The sequence below is a fragment of the Methylobacterium sp. Leaf111 genome, assembly GCF_001423285.1.
Taxonomy (GTDB): Bacteria; Pseudomonadota; Alphaproteobacteria; order Rhizobiales; family Beijerinckiaceae; genus Methylobacterium.
On the sequence record NZ_LMNE01000001.1, the window covers coordinates 814,793 to 833,452 of the forward strand.

The 18,660-nt window shown below is 70.3% G+C and carries 13 protein-coding genes; 5 read left to right on the forward strand and 8 right to left on the reverse strand.

The window, feature by feature from the left end; translation table 11 throughout:
• Nucleotides 1-126 precede the first annotated feature (126 nt).
• Nucleotides 127-1,278, forward strand: a complete 1,152-nt coding sequence (locus tag ASF41_RS03615) for a branched-chain amino acid ABC transporter substrate-binding protein (RefSeq protein WP_056490884.1) — start codon at nt 127-129, stop codon at nt 1,276-1,278.
• A gap of 304 nt (nt 1,279-1,582) precedes the next feature.
• A complete protein-coding gene (gene infA / locus ASF41_RS03620) occupies nt 1,583-1,855 on the forward strand; it encodes a translation initiation factor IF-1 (RefSeq protein ID WP_056178999.1) in 273 nt (90 codons plus the stop codon).
• 752 nt (nt 1,856-2,607) lie between these two features.
• Here the strand turns inward: infA and parC are convergent.
• Together parC and recO are read right to left on the reverse strand one after the other, a co-directional pair.
• The gene (gene parC, locus ASF41_RS03625; protein ID WP_056214674.1) at nt 2,608-4,857 is read right to left on the reverse strand and encodes a DNA topoisomerase IV subunit A; all 2,250 of its coding nucleotides are present in this window, start codon (nt 4,855-4,857) and stop codon (nt 2,608-2,610) included.
• Nucleotides 4,858-4,910: 53 nt separating this feature from the next.
• Nucleotides 4,911-5,651, reverse strand: a complete 741-nt coding sequence (gene recO / locus ASF41_RS03630; RefSeq protein WP_056490888.1) for a DNA repair protein RecO — start codon at nt 5,649-5,651, stop codon at nt 4,911-4,913.
• A 129-nt stretch (nt 5,652-5,780) separates the two neighbouring features.
• On the opposite strand from recO, the gene ASF41_RS03635 reads away from it, so the two are divergent.
• The 3 genes from ASF41_RS03635 to ASF41_RS03645 all read left to right on the forward strand — a co-directional run bounded on the left by ASF41_RS03635 (nt 5,781) and on the right by ASF41_RS03645 (nt 9,349).
• Nucleotides 5,781-6,197, forward strand: coding sequence for a hypothetical protein (locus tag ASF41_RS03635; protein ID WP_056352479.1), 417 nt, complete (start codon nt 5,781-5,783; stop codon nt 6,195-6,197).
• Nucleotides 6,198-6,345: 148 nt separating this feature from the next.
• Nucleotides 6,346-7,065: a gamma-glutamylcyclotransferase gene (locus tag ASF41_RS03640; protein WP_056490890.1), complete on the forward strand. Its 720-nt coding sequence runs from the start codon at nt 6,346-6,348 to the stop codon at nt 7,063-7,065.
• 286 nt (nt 7,066-7,351) lie between these two features.
• Nucleotides 7,352-9,349 (forward strand): methyl-accepting chemotaxis protein, encoded by a 1,998-nt coding sequence (locus ASF41_RS03645; protein ID WP_056490893.1) that lies wholly within the window; start codon nt 7,352-7,354, stop codon nt 9,347-9,349.
• A gap of 377 nt (nt 9,350-9,726) precedes the next feature.
• Here the strand turns inward: ASF41_RS03645 and dnaE are convergent, their stop codons facing one another.
• The 6 genes from dnaE to mce all read right to left on the reverse strand — a co-directional run bounded on the left by dnaE (nt 9,727) and on the right by mce (nt 18,506).
• Nucleotides 9,727-13,236: a DNA polymerase III subunit alpha gene (gene dnaE / locus ASF41_RS03650; RefSeq protein WP_056490897.1), complete on the reverse strand. Its 3,510-nt coding sequence runs from the start codon at nt 13,234-13,236 to the stop codon at nt 9,727-9,729.
• 410 nt (nt 13,237-13,646) lie between these two features.
• Nucleotides 13,647-14,360: an ABC transporter ATP-binding protein gene (locus ASF41_RS03655; protein ID WP_056352471.1), complete on the reverse strand. Its 714-nt coding sequence runs from the start codon at nt 14,358-14,360 to the stop codon at nt 13,647-13,649.
• Nucleotides 14,361-14,373: 13 nt separating this feature from the next.
• Nucleotides 14,374-15,678, reverse strand: a complete 1,305-nt coding sequence (locus tag ASF41_RS03660) for a lipoprotein-releasing ABC transporter permease subunit (protein WP_056214648.1) — start codon at nt 15,676-15,678, stop codon at nt 14,374-14,376.
• 8 nt (nt 15,679-15,686) lie between these two features.
• Nucleotides 15,687-17,012 (reverse strand): proline--tRNA ligase, encoded by a 1,326-nt coding sequence (gene proS / locus ASF41_RS03665; protein WP_056490901.1) that lies wholly within the window; start codon nt 17,010-17,012, stop codon nt 15,687-15,689.
• A gap of 748 nt (nt 17,013-17,760) precedes the next feature.
• A complete protein-coding gene (locus ASF41_RS03670; RefSeq protein WP_407067250.1) occupies nt 17,761-18,096 on the reverse strand; it encodes a DUF1467 family protein in 336 nt (111 codons plus the stop codon).
• A gap of 5 nt (nt 18,097-18,101) precedes the next feature.
• Nucleotides 18,102-18,506, reverse strand: a complete 405-nt coding sequence (gene mce / locus ASF41_RS03675; RefSeq protein WP_056214637.1) for a methylmalonyl-CoA epimerase — start codon at nt 18,504-18,506, stop codon at nt 18,102-18,104.
• Nucleotides 18,507-18,660: the final 154 nt, after the last annotated feature.

An 18,660-nucleotide genomic window follows, 5' to 3' on the forward strand; every position in this document is an offset into this window, starting at 1 on the left:
GGTAAGGTCCCGCGCCGCCGTGGCAATGCGCACCGGGCGGCGCGGCCACCGGGGCGTGTCTTCCCGCACCGACCGGGCGCCCCTATCGTGGGGCCGCGTCACCCGCCCCGATGGAGCCCTGCCCCGATGCCCAGCCTCCGCGCCACCGCCTTCGCCTTCGCCGGCCTGCTGATGGGTTCGGCCTCCGGCTCCGCGGAGGCCCAGGTCCGCATCGGGCTGTCGGCACCGCTGACCGGCCCGGATGCCGCCTTCGGACAGGGCCTGCGCCTCGGCGCCGAGCAGGCGGTGGCCGATCTCAACCGGGCCGGCGGCGTCGACGGGCAGCGCCTGGTCCTGGTGGTCGCCGACGATGGCGGCGAGGGCAAGCAGGGTCTCGCCGTCGCCCGGCGGTTCGCCGCCGAGCGGGTCGGCCTGGTGGTCGGCCCCTTCAATGCCGGCGTCGCGGGGCTGGCGATGCCGGTCTACGAGGAGGCCGGCATCGTCGCCGTGACGCCGGGCACCGGCTCTGCCGCGCTGACGGCCAAGGGCCTCTGGAACGTGTTCCGCACCGTGCCGAACGAGGCCGAGCAGGGGCGGCTCGCCGGCGCCTACCTCGTCGGCCGTCACGGCGGCCAGCGCATCGGCCTCGTGCACGACAAGAGCCCGTTCGGGCGCGGCCTCGCGGAGGGCGTGAGCCGCGTGCTCAAGGCCGCGGACCAGCCGGAGGCGGCCTTCGAGACCCTGACCCGCGGCGAGCGCGACGTCTCCGGACTGGTGGCGCGCCTGAAGCGGGCGCGGGTCGAGGTGGTGTATTTCGGGGGCCTCGCGCCGGAGGCGGCCGTGCTCCTGCGCGGCCTGCGCGACGCCGGCGTGACCGCGCCCCTGGTGGGCAGCGACGGCCTCCTCGATCCGGCCTTTCCCCAGGCGGCCGGCCCGGCGGCCGAGGGCACGGTGATGACCCTCACCGCCGACCCGCCGCGGCTGCCCGAGCCGAAGACACCCGATGCGAAGGCGACGAAGGGTCCCCGCAGCCCGGACGCGAACGCGGTGGCCGCCCAGGCCTATGCGGCCGTCGAGGTCCTGCGCCAGGGCGTCCTCGGCGCCGGATCGGCGGAGGGCCGGGCGGTGGCGGCCTACCTGCATGAGGGCCGGGCCCTGCGGACGGTTCTCGGCGACCTCGCCTACGATGCCCGGGGCGACCTGAAGCCCGATCCCCGCCGCCCGGCCACGGTCCTGCAGGCCTGGAAGCGGATGCCGGATGGGCGGATCGACTTTGCGGGCAACGACGTCACCCCGTGAGTCGAGTCTGCCCGCCGCCGCCGTCGCGCGTCCGGCCGGCCGGAAGCGCGACGGAGCGAAATCGCGGGCCAAATCTTGATCTTTCCGAATCCACGCCGGATCCGCGCGCGACTTGTGCCGGGTTCATCACCGGCCTGCATCGGGAAAAGCTTGCTTCCGGCCGATCTGGACATTATGTCGGGGCAACGCTCGCCGGTGTTGCGCATCCGATGGGATCGGACCCGCCGCCCGCCGCGTTTTGCCGAACGGCTTCGTTTTGTGTCCCGGGTCGCCCCTTTTCAGGCCGTCCGGCTGGAGAGTGTGGATGGCGAAAGAAGAGTTGATGCAGTTCGACGGTCTCGTGATCGAGATCCTGCCGGACGCGCGCTACCGCGTGCAGCTCGACCAAGGGCACGAGATCGTGGCCTACACGGCCGGCAAGATGAAGAAGAACCGCATCAAGACTCTGGCCGGCGACCGCGTCACCGTCGAGATGTCGCCCTACGACCTGGAGAAGGGCCGCCTCGTGTTCCGGCACAAGGACGAGCGCTCCTCCGGTCCGCGCCCGCCCATGCGGGGTCAGTTCCGCCGCCGCTGACTCAAGCGGCGCGACCCGGCTTCTCGACTTGTAGGGATTCCTGTGCGGCAAGACTCGGTTTCCCGGGCCTTGCCGTCTGTGTTTGGCCCGGTTGACGACTGTCTGCCGGTCCTTGACGGATCTCCACCGAGCTCCTCGACCTGTCTCCTGCCATTGACGGACATGCGCCAACGGCGCGGTCTTGGGCATGGCCAGCGTGCTCCCTACGGTCATCGAGACGAGGTCTATCTGCGCTCTGCCGAACGCGCCATGACCGACGTCGCGCGAAGTGCGGTGGTGGATTTCCTCGCGGCCCATCCGCAGGCGCGCGAGGTGATTCCGGGACCTAGCGGCCTTCGGAAGGTTCGCGTTCCCTTGACCGGGCGCGGCAAGCGCGGCGGCGCCCGCGTGATCTCGTTCTCTGGGGGCGATGAGCGAGGGACGACGCGATGTTCGCCGAGTTGGCGCTGAGCCTGAAACAGGCGGCCGCCCATGCGCGCGGGGACATCGGAGCCGGGTTCGGCATCCACGTCCCGCAGGACATCGACGTCGCCGCGATCCGAAAGGCGACGGATCTCTCACAGGATGCCTTCGCCCGTCGGATCGGTGTCGCCGTCGGCACCCTGCGGAACTGGGAACAGCGCCGTCGCCAGCCCGAAGGACCGGCCCGCATGCTCCTGGCGCTCCTCCAGCGGAACCCGCGCCTCGTCGAGGAAACGCTCGGCCAGACGCCCTTAAATTCGCGTCCAGGCGCCAGGGGCCGACCGCGCCTTCTACTTCCCGAACCGCTCGAACTTCGGGAAGCTCCGGGTCATCAGGGCGCCGGCATCCGAGCGGTGGCCGAGCCATTTCTCCAGAATCCCCGCATTGGCGAGGCGCGCCTCGCCGCCCGCCTCGCGCCAGGGCAGCCCTTCGGCCAGGGGGAAGACGTGGGCGTCGGTGAGCGTGGTCTGGCGGCAGCGCTGCAGGCGCACGCCCTTGCCGCGCACCATCTCGGGCAATTCGCTCAAGGGGAAGACCAGCATCAGCCGGTCGGCACTGCACACCGCCACGTGGTCGCCGGTGGCCGGCACCAGCACGGCGGCCGTCGCCGGCGCGTCGAGGCCCATGATGCCCTTGCCCTTGCGGGTGTTGGCCACGAGCGCATCGGCCGGCGCCAGGAAGCCGCGCCCATCGGTGGCCGCGACCAGGACCTTGGCGCCCGGCTGGTAGGGGATGGCCGCCACGATCTCGGTGCCGTCGTCGAAATCCACCATCAGGCGGATCGGGTCGCCGAAGCCGCGCCCGCCCGGCAGCTTGGCCGCCTCCAGGGTGAAGACCTTGCCGTTCGAGGCCAGCACCAGGATCTTGGCCGTGGTCTCGCTGGGAAAGGCGAGCTTGAGGCCGTCGTCGCCCTTGAAGGCGACGCCCGAGAGGTCGGCGACGTGGCCCTTGAGAGCCCGGATCCAGCCCTTGTTGGAGACGATGACGGTGATCGGCTCGCGTTCCACCAGGGCGGCGGCGAAATCGATACCGGCGGTGTCGGGCGGGTTCTCCAGGGTGGTGCGCCGGGCGCCGATCTTGGTCTCGGGACCGAAGGTCTTCTTCACCGCGCGGATCTGCTTGGTGATGTCGGCCCATTGCAGCTTGTCGGAGCCGAGCAGCCCCTCGATCCCCTCCTTCTCCAGGGTCAGGGCGTCGAGCTCGCGCTTCATCTCCATCTCCTCGAGCTTGCGCAGCGAGCGCAGGCGCGTGTCGAGGATGGCGTTGGCCTGCACCTCGGTGAGTTCGAAGCGCTTCATCAGGGCAGGCTTCGGCTCGTCCTCCTCGCGGATGATGCGGATCACCTCGTCGAGGTCGAGATAGACGATGAGCAGGCCGCCCAGGATCTCCAGGCGGCGGTCGATCTGGCCGAGGCGGTGGCGCGACCGGCGCTGGAGCACGACGCGGCGGTGGTCGAGCCACTCGCGCAGGGCCTCGGCGAGGCCGATGACGCGGGGCACCAGCCCGCCCACCAGCACGTTCATGTTGAGCGAGATGCGGGATTCGAGCTCGGTGAGCCGGAACAGCGATTCCATCAGGATGACGGGATCGACGTTGCGGGCGCGCGGCTCCAGCACGATGCGGACGTCCTCGGCCGATTCGTCGCGCACGTCGGCGAGCAGGGGCAGCTTGCGCTCCTGCAGGAGCTCGGCGAGCTTCTCGATCAGGCGGGCCTTCTGCACGCCGTAGGGGATCTCCGTGACCACGATAGTCCAGGTGCCCCGCCCCAGGTCCTCCTTGGCCCAGCGCGCCCGCACGCGGAAGCCGCCGCGCCCGGTGCGGTAGGCCTCGGTGATCGATTCGGCGCTGTCGATCAGGATACCGCCGGTGGGGAAGTCCGGCCCCTTCACGAAGGTGAGGAGCTGGGCGGAGGTCGCCTCGGGATGGCCGATCAGGTAGAGCGCCGCGTCGCAGAGCTCGGCCGCGTTGTGGGGCGGGATCGAGGTCGCCATGCCCACCGCGATGCCCTGGGAGCCGTTGGCCAGCAGGTTCGGGAAGGCGGCGGGGAGCACCACCGGCTCCTCCTCCTGCCCGTCGTAGTTCGGGCGGAAATCCACCGAATCGTCGTCGAGACCTTCGAGGAGGAGGCGCGCCACCTCCGTCATCCGGGCCTCGGTGTAGCGCTGGGCAGCGGCGTTATCGCCGTCGATGTTGCCGAAATTGCCCTGCCCGTCGACCAGCGGATAGCGTTGCGCGAAGTCCTGCGCCATGCGCACCAGGGCGTCGTAGGCCGCCGTGTCGCCGTGCGGATGGTACTTGCCGATGACGTCGCCCACGATGCGGGCGCATTTCTTGAAGGCCGAGGTCGGATCGAGCTTCAGGAGCCGCATGGCGAACAGGATGCGGCGGTGGACGGGTTTGAGCCCGTCGCGGGCATCGGGCAGCGCCCGGTGCATGATCGTCGACAGCGCGTAGGCGAGGTAGCGATCCTCGAGCGCGGTCTTCAGCTCGACGCTCTCGATGCCATCGGGACTCGATGGCGGCTCGAAGGGCTGGCCCATCACGAACTCCCGGGCCTCAGACGACCCAATTCAGAACAAAACACGAACGGAATCTAGGCGCTTCCCGTGCCCAATGCAACGAAGCGCGCGCGCTCCTCGGGTACGGGGATCGCGCGCGGTCCCCAGATGTGCTGGTCGAGGAAATACCCCGTCAAGGTAAACCCCGCGGTAACGTCCCGGGCGTCCGGCGTCATCGGCAGGGACGCACCCGGCGCCCGGGCCCGCAGGAAGTCCGGCAGCGCCAGGAGCCGGTCGCGATAGGGCTCGCCGGCCGAGGCGCTCACCGCCCGCCCGCTGCGGGGCGAGACGTAGATCAGCGCGTCGTTGCCCCCCGTGGAGGCGCAGGCCGCCAGGTCGAGCCCGAAGCCGAGCTCGGCCAGGATGGCGAGTTCGAAGCGGACCATCAGCGGCGGGGCGATGTCCGGGTCGTGCAGGTGCGCCACCAGGAGGCCGGCCGCCTCGAACAGTTCGGGATGGGGGTCGCGCTCGGGCAGCAGGCGGAGCAGGCCCGCGAGATGGCTCATGCCGTAGAGGGCGAGCCCCGACCCCATCAGCCGGGCGGCGACGGATTCGACGGGCTCCACCGCGAAGGCGCCCAGGCTCTCGTCGAGGCGCGCCCGCCAGGTGGCCTGCACCCGGTTGCCGGCCTGCAGCACCGGCTGCATCCGTCGCGAGCGCCCGCCATGCACGAGCCCGAGGTGGCGGCCGTGGGTCCGGGTCATGAGTTCGAGGATGACGCTGGTCTCGCCCTGGCGGCGCAGGCCGAGCACCAGGGCCTCGTCGGTCCATTGCATGCCCGTGTCTTACGGCGCCGTCGAGGCGATGCAAGCGCGCTGCGTCCATTCCGGTTGCAAGTGAACGCGGTTTCCCCCAAGGCGGGAAATTCGATAGGCTCGCCATCACACTGAGTCGAGCCTGCCCCGATGTCCCTGCCCGCGCGCGCGGCCCGCCGCCGCCCCGCCCTTGTCCTCGCCGCCCTGCTGCCCCTCGCGGCCTGCGGGCCGCGGGCATCCATCCCGACGCCCGCCGCGACCGCGCCCCTGCGGGAACGGCTCGCCGCCTTCGCCCTCGGGCAGGCCGCGTTCGGCGCGGTCTCGCTGATCCCGGTGCGGTTCGCGCACAGCCGGGTCTCGCAGCCGTTCCAAGACGCCGGCCGCACGCTCTACTGCCTCTCGAGCCGGATGACGGGACGCACCTTCGGCCGCGCCGAGCGGCCGAAGATCGTCGTGCAGGAGGCCGGCGGCGTCCTCACCCGCGTCGACGAGGATCCGGAGATCTGCGAGGGGCACCGGACCGAGCCGTTGCCGGAACTGGAGGCTTTGGCGGCCGGCCGGGGCTGAGGCACGCCCCCCGGTGCGGCCGGTCTTGCGCTTCGGCGCAGCCGGTCTTGCGCTTCGGCGCAGCCGGTCTTGCGCTTCGGCGCAGCCGGTCTTGCGCTTCGGCGCAGCCGGTCTTGCGCCCCGGCCTGCCCGGTGGTTCGCTGGCCCCATGCCCGACCAGCCCCTCGCCCTGACCCTCGCCCTCATCGCCCGTGCCCATCCGACGCCGGTGGCGGACGACGCGACGGCCCTCGCGCTGCTGAGCGATGCCGAACTGGCCCCGGGCCTCGCCGCCGCCCTCGCCGCCCGGCCGATGCCCGCGGAGGGCTTGTGGGTGTTCGGCTACGGCTCGCTGATCTGGCAGCCGGAATTCGCCTATTCCGAGCGCCGGGTCGGCACCGTGCACGGCTATCACCGGCGCTTCTGCCTCCTCCAGCGCCGGTTCCGCGGCAGCGTGGACAATCCCGGCCTCGTCCTGGCCCTCGATGCGGGCGGCTCCTGCGAGGGGGTCGCCTTCCGGCTGACCGGTGCGGAGGCGGCCGAGACCCTGCTGCCGGTCTGGCGCCGCGAGATGCGCGGCAACGGCTATCTCGGGCGCTGGGTCCCGGTGGAGACGGCCGCCGGCACGATCCAGGCGCTGACCTTCCTGGTGAATCCCGAGAGTGACCGCTACACCGGCCCGATCCCGGACGACGTGGTCGCGGACCGGATCGCCGCCGGGGCCGGCCATCTCGGGCCGAGCGCCGAGTACCTGTTTCGCACGGTGGCCGCCTGCCTCGAGGCGGGCATCCGCTGCCCGCACCTCCTCACCCTGCAGGCGATGGTGGCGGAGCGCCTGCGGGCGCGAGTCCGGGCCGGCACCGCCGGCCCGTCGGCGGCCGGCGCCTGACGCGCCCTTTCGGACCCTCGACGCGCGGGTTCCGCCGGAACGACGGGGCGTGGCGCGCGGGTGGGACGTCGGGCGGTCCGTTCGTTCGACCCCGATCGACCGGACACGCCCGCGATCGGTGATCCGCGTGACGTTGCTGGTCCAAAAGTGCTCACCTCGATTGTATAGCTGGACAATATTAGTTCAGATAGATCTGACGATTTAGATAGATAATGTAATTTAAGACATTTTTATTGGTCAACACCTAGGAGAAATGCACAAACCACGCAACGGATCAGGCCTCTCGATGACATACGGTATCCGCGCTCGCCTCTACGCCGGATTCGGCAGCCTGATCCTGATCACCGGCGGAATTGGCCTGACCGCGCAGTATCAACTCGGCTCCATCGTGGCCGAATACGCACGGGTCGCTCGCCTCGAGGAGGGGGCACGCAACGTCTTCGCGATGAACGGCCTCGCGGAGCGGCTGTCCGGGCAGGCTCTGGATCTGCAGTCGAGCCAGACGCCCGATCAGATCGAGCAGGTCGAGCAGACACGCCAGGCCATCACCACGGTGCTCCAGCGCCAGGTCGACATCGCGGTGTCGGAGGAGCGGCGCGCGATCTACGCCAGCATGCGGGACCAGTCTGCCGCCCTGAAGGACGATATCCAGCGCCTCGGACAAGCCGGTCTGGCGCTGACGGACAGCAAGACCAAGCTGTTCCGGACCGGCGACGAGCTGACGCGCGTGGCCGGCTTCCTGATCTCCGACATCCGTCAGAACGGGTCCGCGGCGCAGATCGCTCAGGTCGCGACGGTCGACAGCACGGTGCTGCTGATGCGGGTCGCGAACTGGCGTTTCCTGGCCACCCGCGATCCCCAGGGTCCCGCGACCTTCGCCACGAACAGCCTCAAGGCCGACACCGCCATCAGGACGCTGAAGGAGCTCGACACGGGCGGCGCGTTCACGCGTCCGATCAAGCGGTTGCAGGACACGGTCGCCGCCTACATCGACGCCTTCAACGCGGCGGCAGCCGCCATCGAGGCGACGCGGGCGGCCCATGACGACACGCTCAAACCGCATGCGGCGGCCCTGATGCAGGCGGGCCTGGGAGTCCGGGCGAAGATCGAGTCGGCCGTGAGCGAGATCATCGCCGACACCGACGCGAGCGTGAGCCGGGCCCGCGTCCTGCAGATGGCCTTCGTCGGCCTGGCGCTGGCGCTCGGCGGCGCCCTCGCCGTCCTGATCGCCCGCAGCATCATCCGGCCGATCTCCGGCATGACGGACGCGATGAGTCGCCTGGCCGCCGGCGAGACGGCCGTCACGGTGCCCTCGCAGACGGCGGGGGACGAGATGGGCGCGATGGCCAAGGCCGTCGACGTGTTTCGCCAGAACGCCATCGCGCGCATCGAACTGGAGGCGCAGCAGGTCGCCGCGCTGTCGGCGCGCCAGCGTCGGGCGGACCGGGTCGACGAGCTCGTCCAGAGCTTCGAGCAGACCATCTCGGGCAACATCGGCATCGTCACCTCCGCGGCGACCGAACTCGACGCCACGGCCCGGTCGATGACCCAGGTGGCGGAGAGCACCAGCGGGCAGGCGCTCGCCTCGAGCGCGGCCGCGCGGGAAACCGCAACGAACGTACAGACCGTGGCCGCGGCCGCCGAGGAGATGGTCGCCTCCCTGCAGGAGATCGAACGCCAGGTTCAGCAATCGAACGCCGCCGCCGGTGCCGCGGCCCGCGAGGCGGAAGCGACGGACGCCAGCATGGGCAGCCTGATCCAGGCCGCCGACCGGATCGGAGAAGCCGTGACGATGATCTCCGGCATCGCCAGCCAGACCAACCTGCTGGCGCTCAACGCCACCATCGAGGCGGCGCGGGCCGGCGAGGCGGGACGCGGCTTCGCGGTGGTCGCCGCGGAGGTCAAGGAGCTCGCCGGCCAGACCGCCCGGGCCACCGACCAGATCGGCGGGCAGATCTCTGCGATCCAGCAGGCCACCGCCCAGGCCGTCGCGGCCATCCGCCAGATCGGCCAGACCATCGTATCGGTGAACGCGATCACCGAGAGCATCGCCGCGACGGTGGTGGAGCAGACGGCGGCCACCGGCGAGATCTCCCGCAACGCGGCCGAAGCGGCCCGCGGAACCCAGGACGTCTCGACGAACGTCGCCCAGGTCCTCGCCTCCTCCGGCGACACCGGCTCCGCGGCCCAGCAGGTGCTGATGGCGGCGGGCGAACTCTCGGTCCAGTCGGTCACCGTGCGCCAGGAGGTCGAGGGCTTCCTCGCCGCCATCCGCGCGGCGTGAGACGGCTCCGCTTACTCAAACCGGGGCCTCGATCGGGCTAAGTCGGAGGCGCGCAGGACAGGCCCGCGCACCCCCTGATCGGAGCCCGGCATGCCGAAGGGATCGATCGGGTCCGATGCGAGAGGGCGTCCGCGCGATCCCTCAGGTGGGGTGGGTCGAAACAGGCCCCCGCCTTCATCCGGGAGAGGGTTGGGGTGAGGGGTTCGCCCCTCCGACATGGTCACGCGCCTTACCCCGTTCCCCTCCCTCCAGGAGGGGGACCTGCGCGAGAGGCGCCGGAGGAATCCACCGAAGACCGTCCAAGACCGGATGAGCGGAAGCGTCGGTCGGGCTCCCGGCCCGGCCGATGCGAGGCCCCGTGCCCGAGGGCCGACGCCTCAGTTCACCTCGACCTGCACCACGCCCGGCACCGCCCGGAGCGCTCCGGCGATCTGGGGCGTCGCCTGGTAGCGGCCCGGCAGCTTGACCTCGACCTCGCGGGCGCCGTCGAGGAGGAGGATCAGGGAGACCTCGCCCTCCCCGCGTACCTGCAGGCGCTGCTGCACGGATTGGATCGGGCGCTCGTCCTGCAGGTAGACGCGCATGCCCTTCTGGTGGCGGGCCACCGCCACGTCGAGGGGCTCGGCGGTCATGATGCGGGCGCGCACGTCCTCGCCCTCGAGGTTGGCCTGGAGCTGGAGCACCAGTGGCCGGCCCGGCTCGAGGATCTCGCGGTACTGGCCGAGGCCCTCCGAGAAGATGATCGCCTCGAAATGCCCGGTCTGGTCGGACAGGATGACGATGCCGAGCTTGTTGCCGGTCTTGGTCCGGCGCTCCGAGCGGTCGAGCACCGAGGCCGCCACGCGGCCCACGCTGGTGGTGCCGGCCCGGACGGCGCGGCAGAACTCGGCCCAGGTCTGGACCCGGAGCTTGCCGAGGAGGTCGCCGTACTCGTCGAGGGGATGGCCCGAGAGGAAGAAGCCGATCGCCTCGTATTCCTTCTTCAGCTTGTCGGCCATCGGCCAGGGGTCGTAGGGCGGCACCCGCAGGGTGACGTCGGCGGCGGTGATGCCGCCGAACATGTCCTCGATGCCGGTGCTGGCCGCCTCGGCCGCCCCTTGCGCCAGCTTCATCATCGGTTCGATGGCGGCGCAGGCCCGGGCGCGATCCGGCTCGATGGTGTCCATGGCGCCGGCCGCCACGAGGTTCTCCAGGGTGCGCTTGTTGAGCATGCGCGGGTTGAGGCGGCGGGCGAGGCAGGCGAGATCCTTGAAGGGCCGGTCCCCCCGGGCCTCGATCAGGGCCTCGACCGCCCCCCGGCCCACGCCCTTGATCGCCGCGAGCGCGTAGTGGATGCGCCCCTCGCGCACCTCGAAGCCGACGCCCGAGGTGTTGATCGAGGGCGGCTCGACGGTGATCTTCAGGCGCTGGGCGTCCTGGCGGAACTCCGCCAGCTTGTCGGTGACGTCGATGTCGAGCTGCATCGCGGCGGCCAGGAACTCCACCGGATGGTTCGCCTTGAGGTAGGCGGTCTGGTAGGTCAGCAGGGCGTAGGCGGCGGCGTGCGACTTGTTGAAGCCGTAATCGGCGAACTTGGCGAGCAGGTCGAAGATCTCGTTGGCCTTGGCCTTGGTGAGGTCGCGCTCGACGCAGCCCTTCACGAAGCGGTCGCGCTGGGCGTCCATCTCGGCCTTGATCTTCTTGCCCATGGCGCGGCGGAGCATGTCGGCCTCGCCGAGCGAGTAGCCGGCCAGGACCTTGGCCACCTCCATCACCTGTTCCTGGTAGACGATGATGCCGAAGGTCTCCTTGAGGATCGGCTCCAGCTTCTCGTGCGGGTACCAGCTCGCCTCGTTGCCGGCATCGCGGCCGAGCTTGCGCTCGCAATAGACCGGGATGTTGGCCATGGGGCCCGGGCGGTAGAGCGCCACCAGGGCGATGATGTCCTCGAAGCGGTCGGCCTGCATCTCGACCAGGGCCTTGCGCATGCCGGCCGATTCCACCTGGAACACGCCCACCGTCTCGCCGCGCTTCATCGGCGCGTAGGTCGCCGGGTCGTCGAGGGGCAGCGAGGCGAGATCCACGATGATGCCGCGCCGGGCCAGGAAGTCCGTGCAGCAGCGCAGCAGCGTCAGGGTCTTCAGGCCGAGGAAGTCGAACTTCACCAGGCCCGCGGCCTCGACCCACTTCATGTTGAACTGGGTCACCCGCATGCCGGTCTTCGGGTCGCGGTAGAGCGGCACCAGCTGTTCGAGGGGACGGTCGCCGATGACCACGCCGGCGGCGTGGGTCGAGGCGTGCCGGTGCAGGCCCTCGAGCTTCTTCGAGATTTCCATGAGCCGGGCGACGATCGGCTCCTCCTCGATCGCCTGCTGGAGCTTCGGCTCGCCCTCGATGGCCTGGACCAGGGTGACGGGATTGGCCGGGTTCTGCGGCACGAGCTTGGTCAGCTTGTCGACCTGCCCGTAGGGCATCTCCAGCACGCGGCCGACGTCGCGCAGCACGCCGCGGGCCAGCAGGGTGCCGAAGGTGATGATCTGCGCCACCTGCCGCTCGCCGTAGCGCTGCTGCACGTAACTGATCACCCGCTCGCGGCCCTCGACGCAGAAGTCGATGTCGAAATCCGGCATCGAGACGCGCTCGGGGTTGAGGAAGCGCTCGAACAGCAGGCCGAAGCGCAGGGGATCGAGGTCGGTGATGAGGAGCGACCAGGCCACCAGGGAGCCGGCGCCGGAGCCGCGGCCCGGCCCCACCGGGATGTCGTGGTCCTTGGCCCACTTGATGAAGTCCGACACGATCAGGAAGTAGCCGGGAAACTTCATGCCGACGATGACGTCGAGCTCGAAGGCGAGGCGGTCGCGATAGACCTGCTCGGACATGCCGGGCGCGGTGCCGTGCTGGGCGAGGCGCCGTTCGAGGCCGGCCTCCGCCTGCCGGCGCAGCTCCGCCGGCTCGTCGAGGGGGGGCGCCGCCGCGACTTCGGGGGTGCCCTCGGGGGCGGCGGCGTCGAGGGCGGCGACCACGCCGAAATTCGGCAGGATCGGCTTGCGGGTGCGCACGCGGTAGGCGCAGCGCATGGCGATCTCGACGGTGGCGTTCAGGGCGTCCGGCAGGTCGGCGAAGAGCGCGGCCATCTCGGCGCGGGTCTTGAAGCCGTGGCGCGGGGTCAGCTTGCGGCGGCGGTCGTCCGAGACGAGGCGGCCGTCCGCGATGGCCAGCAGCGCGTCGTGGGCGTCGTAGTCGCCCTCCCGGGCGAAGAACGGCTCGTTGGCGGCCACCACCGAGAGGCCGTTCGTGTCGGCGAGCCGCAGCAATTCCCGCTCGACCATGCGCTCGTCGGGCAGCCCGTGGCGCAGGATCTCGACGTAGAGGCCGTCCTCGCCGAAGGCCGCGCGCAGCTGCGCCAGGCGGCCGGCGGCGAGTTCGGCCCGGCCCTGCCGCAGGGCGCTGTCGAGGGGCCCGGTGGAACCGCCCGTCAGGGCGATCAGGCCGGCGCTCGACTCGGCCAGGGCCTCGACGCCGACCCGGGGGGCGTCGCCCAGCGCCCCGTCGAAATAGGCGCGGCTCGCCAGACGCAGCAGGTTGCCGTAGCCGGTCTCGTCCTTCGCCAGCACGACGATGTTGGCGCAGCCGGCCTGGCCCTGCCCGACGCGCGCCATCGGATCGGGCGCCTCGAAGGCGACGGTGAGCTGGAGGCCGGGGATCGGCTGGAGGCCGGCGCCGGCGGCCTTCTCGGAGAATTCCAGCGCCCCGAACAGGTTGTTGGTGTCGGTGAGCGCCAGGGCCGGCTGCCGGTCGGCGAGCGCCGCCTTCACGATGTCCCCGACCTTCAGGGCCCCTTCCAGCAGGGAGAACGACGAGTGAACGTGGAGGTGGACGTAAGCCGGGTCTTTCAGGATGCGCGCCATGAGACCACCAGCCCGAGTCGTGGTTTCCAATCCATGAGAATTCGGGGCCCGGACGCGTTTCCCTGTGGACCGCGCGACCCCTGTGACCCCGCCGCAACGCTAACGCAAGGGCGCCAGTGCGACAGCCCAGGCGGCGATGGACATCGCCAGGAGCCCGAAGGCCATGAACTCGACCGCACCCGTCAGGATCATCCGCTTGAACATGGGCCTCGCCTTTCGTTGACGCCCCGAGTTTTGTTCTTGTTTTGTTCTATGTAAAGCGAAACTCGTCGGCGCACCGCATCGTGGTTACGGCCCGGTAAATCCCGTCGCCTTGGCCAGCGGTCGCGGATCGGCTCCGCGTGCTCACGCGAAGGCGTCGGACCTCCGCGGTCCAGCGATCCGCCGCCATTGATATCCGTGCCCGGCCCTCAGGGCAGCTGCTCGATCAGCCCGTCCCGGATCGTCACGCGCCGGTCCATGCGGGCGGCGAGATCCATGTTGTGGGTGGCGATCAGCGCGGCGAGGCCGGAGGCGCGCACCAGCGCCACCAGGATGCCGAAGACGTGGGCGGCGGTGTGCGGATCGAGGTTGCCGGTGGGCTCGTCGGCCAGGAGCAGGCGCGGGCCGTTGGCGACCGCGCGGGCGATGGCGACGCGCTGCTGCTCGCCGCCCGAGAGTTCGGCCGGCCGGTGCTGGAGGCGCTCCTTGAGGCCGAGGAAGCTCAGGAGTTCGTCCGCCCGCGCCCGCGCCTCGCGCTGCGAGAGCCCGCGGATCAGCTGCGGCATCACCACGTTCTCCAGGGCCGAGAATTCCGGCAGGAGGTGGTGGAACTGGTAGACGAAGCCCATCTCCTCGCGCCGCAGGCGGGTGCGCTCGGAATCCACCATCGCGGCGGTCGGACGGCCGCCGATGTAGATCTCGCCGCCGTCGGGGCGCTCCAGCAGGCCGGCGAGGTGCAGCAGCGTGCTCTTGCCGGCCCCCGAGGGCGCCACCAGGGCGACGAGCTCGCCCGGCCAGATCGCGAAATCCGCCTGGCGCAGGATCTCGAGGGCCCCCGCCCCTTGGGCGTAGCGCCGCTCCACCTTGGCGAAGAACAGGGCCGGGACCGGCTGCGCGCCGGGCGCCTCGGCTGTCGTGGTCATGGATGCTCGGGCCTCAACCGTAGCGCAGGGCCTGCACCGGATCGAGCCGGGCGGCGCGCCACGAGGGATACAGCGTCGCGATCAGCGACAGGGCGATGGAGGTGACGACCACCACGGTGATCTCGTTGGCGTTCATCTCGGCCGGGATCTCGGCCAGGAAGCGCACCGTGGGGTCCCAGGCGGAAGGGAACAGCACCCGCTGGATCCCCTTGATGTTCATCGTGATCAGGATGCCGAGGGCCAGCCCGCTCAGGGTCCCCACCACGCCGATCAGCGCGCCGTTGATGAGGAACACCCGCATGATGGTGCCGGGGGTCGCCCCCATGGTGCGCAGGATGGCGATGTCGCTGGACTTGTCGCGCACGAGCAGGATCAGTCCCGAAATGATGTTCAGGGTCGCGACCACGACGATCAGGCTGAGGATCAGGAACATCACGTTCCGCTCCACCTCCAGGGCGCCGAAGAAGGTCCGGTTGCGCTGGCGCCAGTCGGTGAGGAGCACCGGGCGCTCGGCCGCCATCTCGAGGTCGGGCCGCATCGTGCCCACCGCCTCGGCATTGTCGAGGTAGATCTCGATCAGGCTGACATCGGCGTCCCGGTTGAAGAAGGCCTGGGACTCCGTCAGGGGCATGAACACGAAGGTCGAGTCGAACTCGGTCATGCCGATCTCGAAGATCGCCTTGATGGTGTAGCCCTTGGTGCGCGGCGCCGTGCCGAACGGCGTCGAGGCGCCCTTCGGCGTCAGCAGGTTGATCTGGTCGCCGGCCTGGACGCCGAGGGATTCGGCCAGGCGCCGGCCGATGGCGACGCCCGACCCGTCGTCGAAGCCCTCCAGGCTGCCGCCCTTGATGTTGCTCGCGATGGCGCCGATCTTGTCGAGGTCCTCGCCCCGGATGCCGCGGACCAGCACGCCGCTGCCGGCGCCGCCATAGGGCGAGGAGGCGAAGGCCTGCCCCTCCACCAGGGGGATCGCCGCCCGCACCCCGGCGACCTTCGACAGGCGCTCGGACAGGTCGGCATAGTCGGTGAAGAGCTTGTCGATCGGGGCGACGAAGACGTGGCCGTTGATGCCGACGATCTTCGACAGGAGCTCGGTGCGGAAGCCGTTCATCACCGAGAGCACGATGATCAGCGTGGCGACGCCCAGGGCGATGCCGAGGAGCGAGAAGAACGCCACCACGGAGACGCCGCCGCCCCGGCGCCGGGCCCGCAGGTAGCGCCCGGCGATGATCCACTCGAACCCGGCGAAGGGGGGCGTGCTCCCGCGCCGGAACCGGGCGCGAAGGCCCGCAAGCCTGTCCGTGAGGGTCGCCGCCATGGGGTGCCTCAGAGCCGCTTCAGGCGGGCGAGCAGATCGATCGGGGCGATGCTTTCGCGCTCGCCGCCGGCCCGACGCTTCAGCTCCACCTTGCCCTCCGCGAGGCCGCGGGGGCCGACGATGACCTGCCAGGGCAGGCCGATGAGGTCGGCCGTGGCGAACTTGGCGCCCGGGCGCTCGTCGCGGTCGTCGTAGAGCACGCTGAGGCTGGCCGCCTCGAGGGTGGCCTGGATCTCGCCGCAGGCGGCGTCGGTGGCGGCATCGCCCGTCTTGAGGTTGATCAGCGCCACATCGAAGGGCGCCACCGCGTCGGGCCAGATGATCCCGGCCTCGTCGTGGGAAGCCTCGATGATCGCCGCCACGAGGCGGCTCGGGCCGATCCCGTAGGAGCCCATGTGGACCGGGCGCTCGACGCCGTCGGGACCGGTGACCTTGGCGCCCATGGGCTCGGAATACTTGGTGCCGAAGTAGAAGATGTGCCCGACCTCAATGCCGCGCGCGGCCATCTGCTTGTCGGCCTGCACCTCGGCGAAGGCCGCCGGCTCGTGCATCTCGGAGGTGGCGGCGTAAAGCGAGGTCCAGCGGTCGACGGTGCCCTGGAGCGCAGCGACGTCCTCGAAGTCGGTGGTCACCGGCGGGACCTCGAAATCGAGGTACTGGCTGTCGCAGTAGACCTCGCTCTCGCCGGTCTGGGCCAGGATGATGAACTCGTGGCTGAGGTCGCCGCCGATCGGACCCGTGTCGGCCCGCATCGGGATCGCCTTCAGGCCGAGGCCCGCGAAGGTGCGCAGGTAGGCCACGAACATCCGGTTGTAGGCGTGGCGGGCGGCGGCCTGGTCGATGTCGAAGGAATAGGCGTCCTTCATGAGGAACTCGCGCGAGCGCATGGTGCCGAAGCGCGGCCGGACCTCGTCGCGGAACTTCCAGGAGATCTGGTAGAGGTTCTTCGGAAGGTCCTTGTAGGAGCGCACGCTGCCGCGGAAGATCTCGGTGACGACCTCTTCGGCGGTGGGGCCGAACAGCATCTCGCGGTCGTGGCGGTCGGAGATGCGGAGCATTTCCTTGCCGTAGGCCTCGTAGCGGCCGGATTCCCGCCAGAGCTCGGCCGACTGGATCGCCGGCATCAGGATCTCGATGGCGCCCGCCCGGTCCTGCTCCTCGCGGATCACCGCGCAGACCCTGTTCAGGACGCGCAGGCCCAGCGGCAGCCAGGCATAGATGCCGGCGGCCTCCTGGCGCACGAGCCCGGCGCGCAGCATGAGGCGGTGGGAGACGATCTCGGCCTCCTTGGGCGTCTCGCGCAAGGTCGGCAGGAAGTAGCGGGAGAGACGCATGAAAGGCCCTGGAAACAGCGTGCCAGCGGGTCGGCGGTACGCCGGGGCACACAACACATTGCATCGGGAAAACACAAGCGCGGAGGGGTGACACGGGTCCGCCGCGTGGCGTTTCGCCCTCAGGAGGCAGGGTGGTCCGGCCGAACGTTGCCCGCGCGCCAGGCTCCGCTCGCAAGCGCCGCCTCCCATTCCGGTAGAAAAGCGCAGGAATGTCTCACGAAGCAGGTGACAATGAGAATTGTTGTTCCTATAAGCGCGTCCGTGATGGATGCGCCGCCCAAGCAGTGGCGCCACACGGTCCGAGTCTCGGGAGGAATTTCAGCCGCCACGCCGTCAGCAATGCGTGAGACAATCGAGGCTGAGCAAACGACCATCTTCATAAAAGCAAGGCTTAGGCCTTGCTTTTTTTATGTCTCGACGCTTGCGCGAGGCTGTCGCCACTGCGTCGCGGTCCGACCGACGTCTCACGCCGACGCGCCGTCATCCCGGGGCCGCGCAGCGGAACGCGGGATCCAGAAACACAGGTGGCGCAAGACCTTGCACCGTCGGCGGTTCTGGATTCCGGGCTCGCCTGCGGCGCCCCGGAATGACGCGGTGCTGTCATTGCGGCCGTGGTTCGATGTCCCGCGTGCGCGACGTCCGTTCTTCGCGGGGGCAGCGACGCGCCCGGTCTGGAAGACGACGGCGGCGTGACCTTACGTCCGTGCGCGGGCTCACGTCCGGTTCGACCGGACCACGCCGACCCCCCTCAGAGGCCGGCCAGCTCGAAGACCTGGATCGCCACCAGGAAGACGACGCTCGCCAGAAGCGAGGTCAAGATCGCCTTCTCGCGCAGGCGCGGGACGGCGGGCGCCCCGGGATCCTGGCCGGGCACGATCCGCTCCGGGTCGGTCTCCACCTGGTTGCGGAGGGGCAGGATGACGAAGAGCAGGGTCCACCAGACCACGAAGTAGAGGGCGAGCGCGCCGAACACCGAGAGCTTGAACAGGCCCACCGCGAGGGCGACCACCCCGGCGAGCACCACCACCATCACGCCGACGGTGCGCAGGGTGGAGGCTGCCAGGGCCTGGAGGACGGCGCCCATCCGGCTCAGACCTGTTCCAGCTCGACGAGGGTGCCGAGGAAGTCCTTCGGGTGGAGGAAGAGAACGGGCTTGCCGTGGGCGCCGATCTTCGGCTCGCCGGTGCCGAGGACGCGCGCGCCCTGGGCCTTGAGCTTGTCGCGGGCGGCGATGATGTCGTCGACCTCGTAGCAGACGTGATGGACGCCGCCGTTAGGGTTGCGCTCGACGAAGCTCTCGATGGGCGAGCCCGCGCCCAGCGGCGCCATCAGCTCGACCTTGCTGTTGGGCAGGTTGACGAACACCACGGTGACGCCGTGCTCGGGCTGCGGCAGCGGCTCCGTCACGGTGGCCCCGAGGGTGTCCCGGTAGATGGCGCAGGCAGCGTCGAGATCGCGGACCGCGATGGCGACATGGTTCAGGCGTCCGATCATGGTGTCCTCCCCTTCCTTCCCTCAATCCCGACCGCCACCCCTCCCCCGTCGAAGCGGGCGATATCGATGGCACCGCGGCGTCATTCCAGGGCGCCGCAGGCGAGCCCGGGAATCCAGAGCTGCCGACGGTGCCGGACGCGACGAAACCTATGGT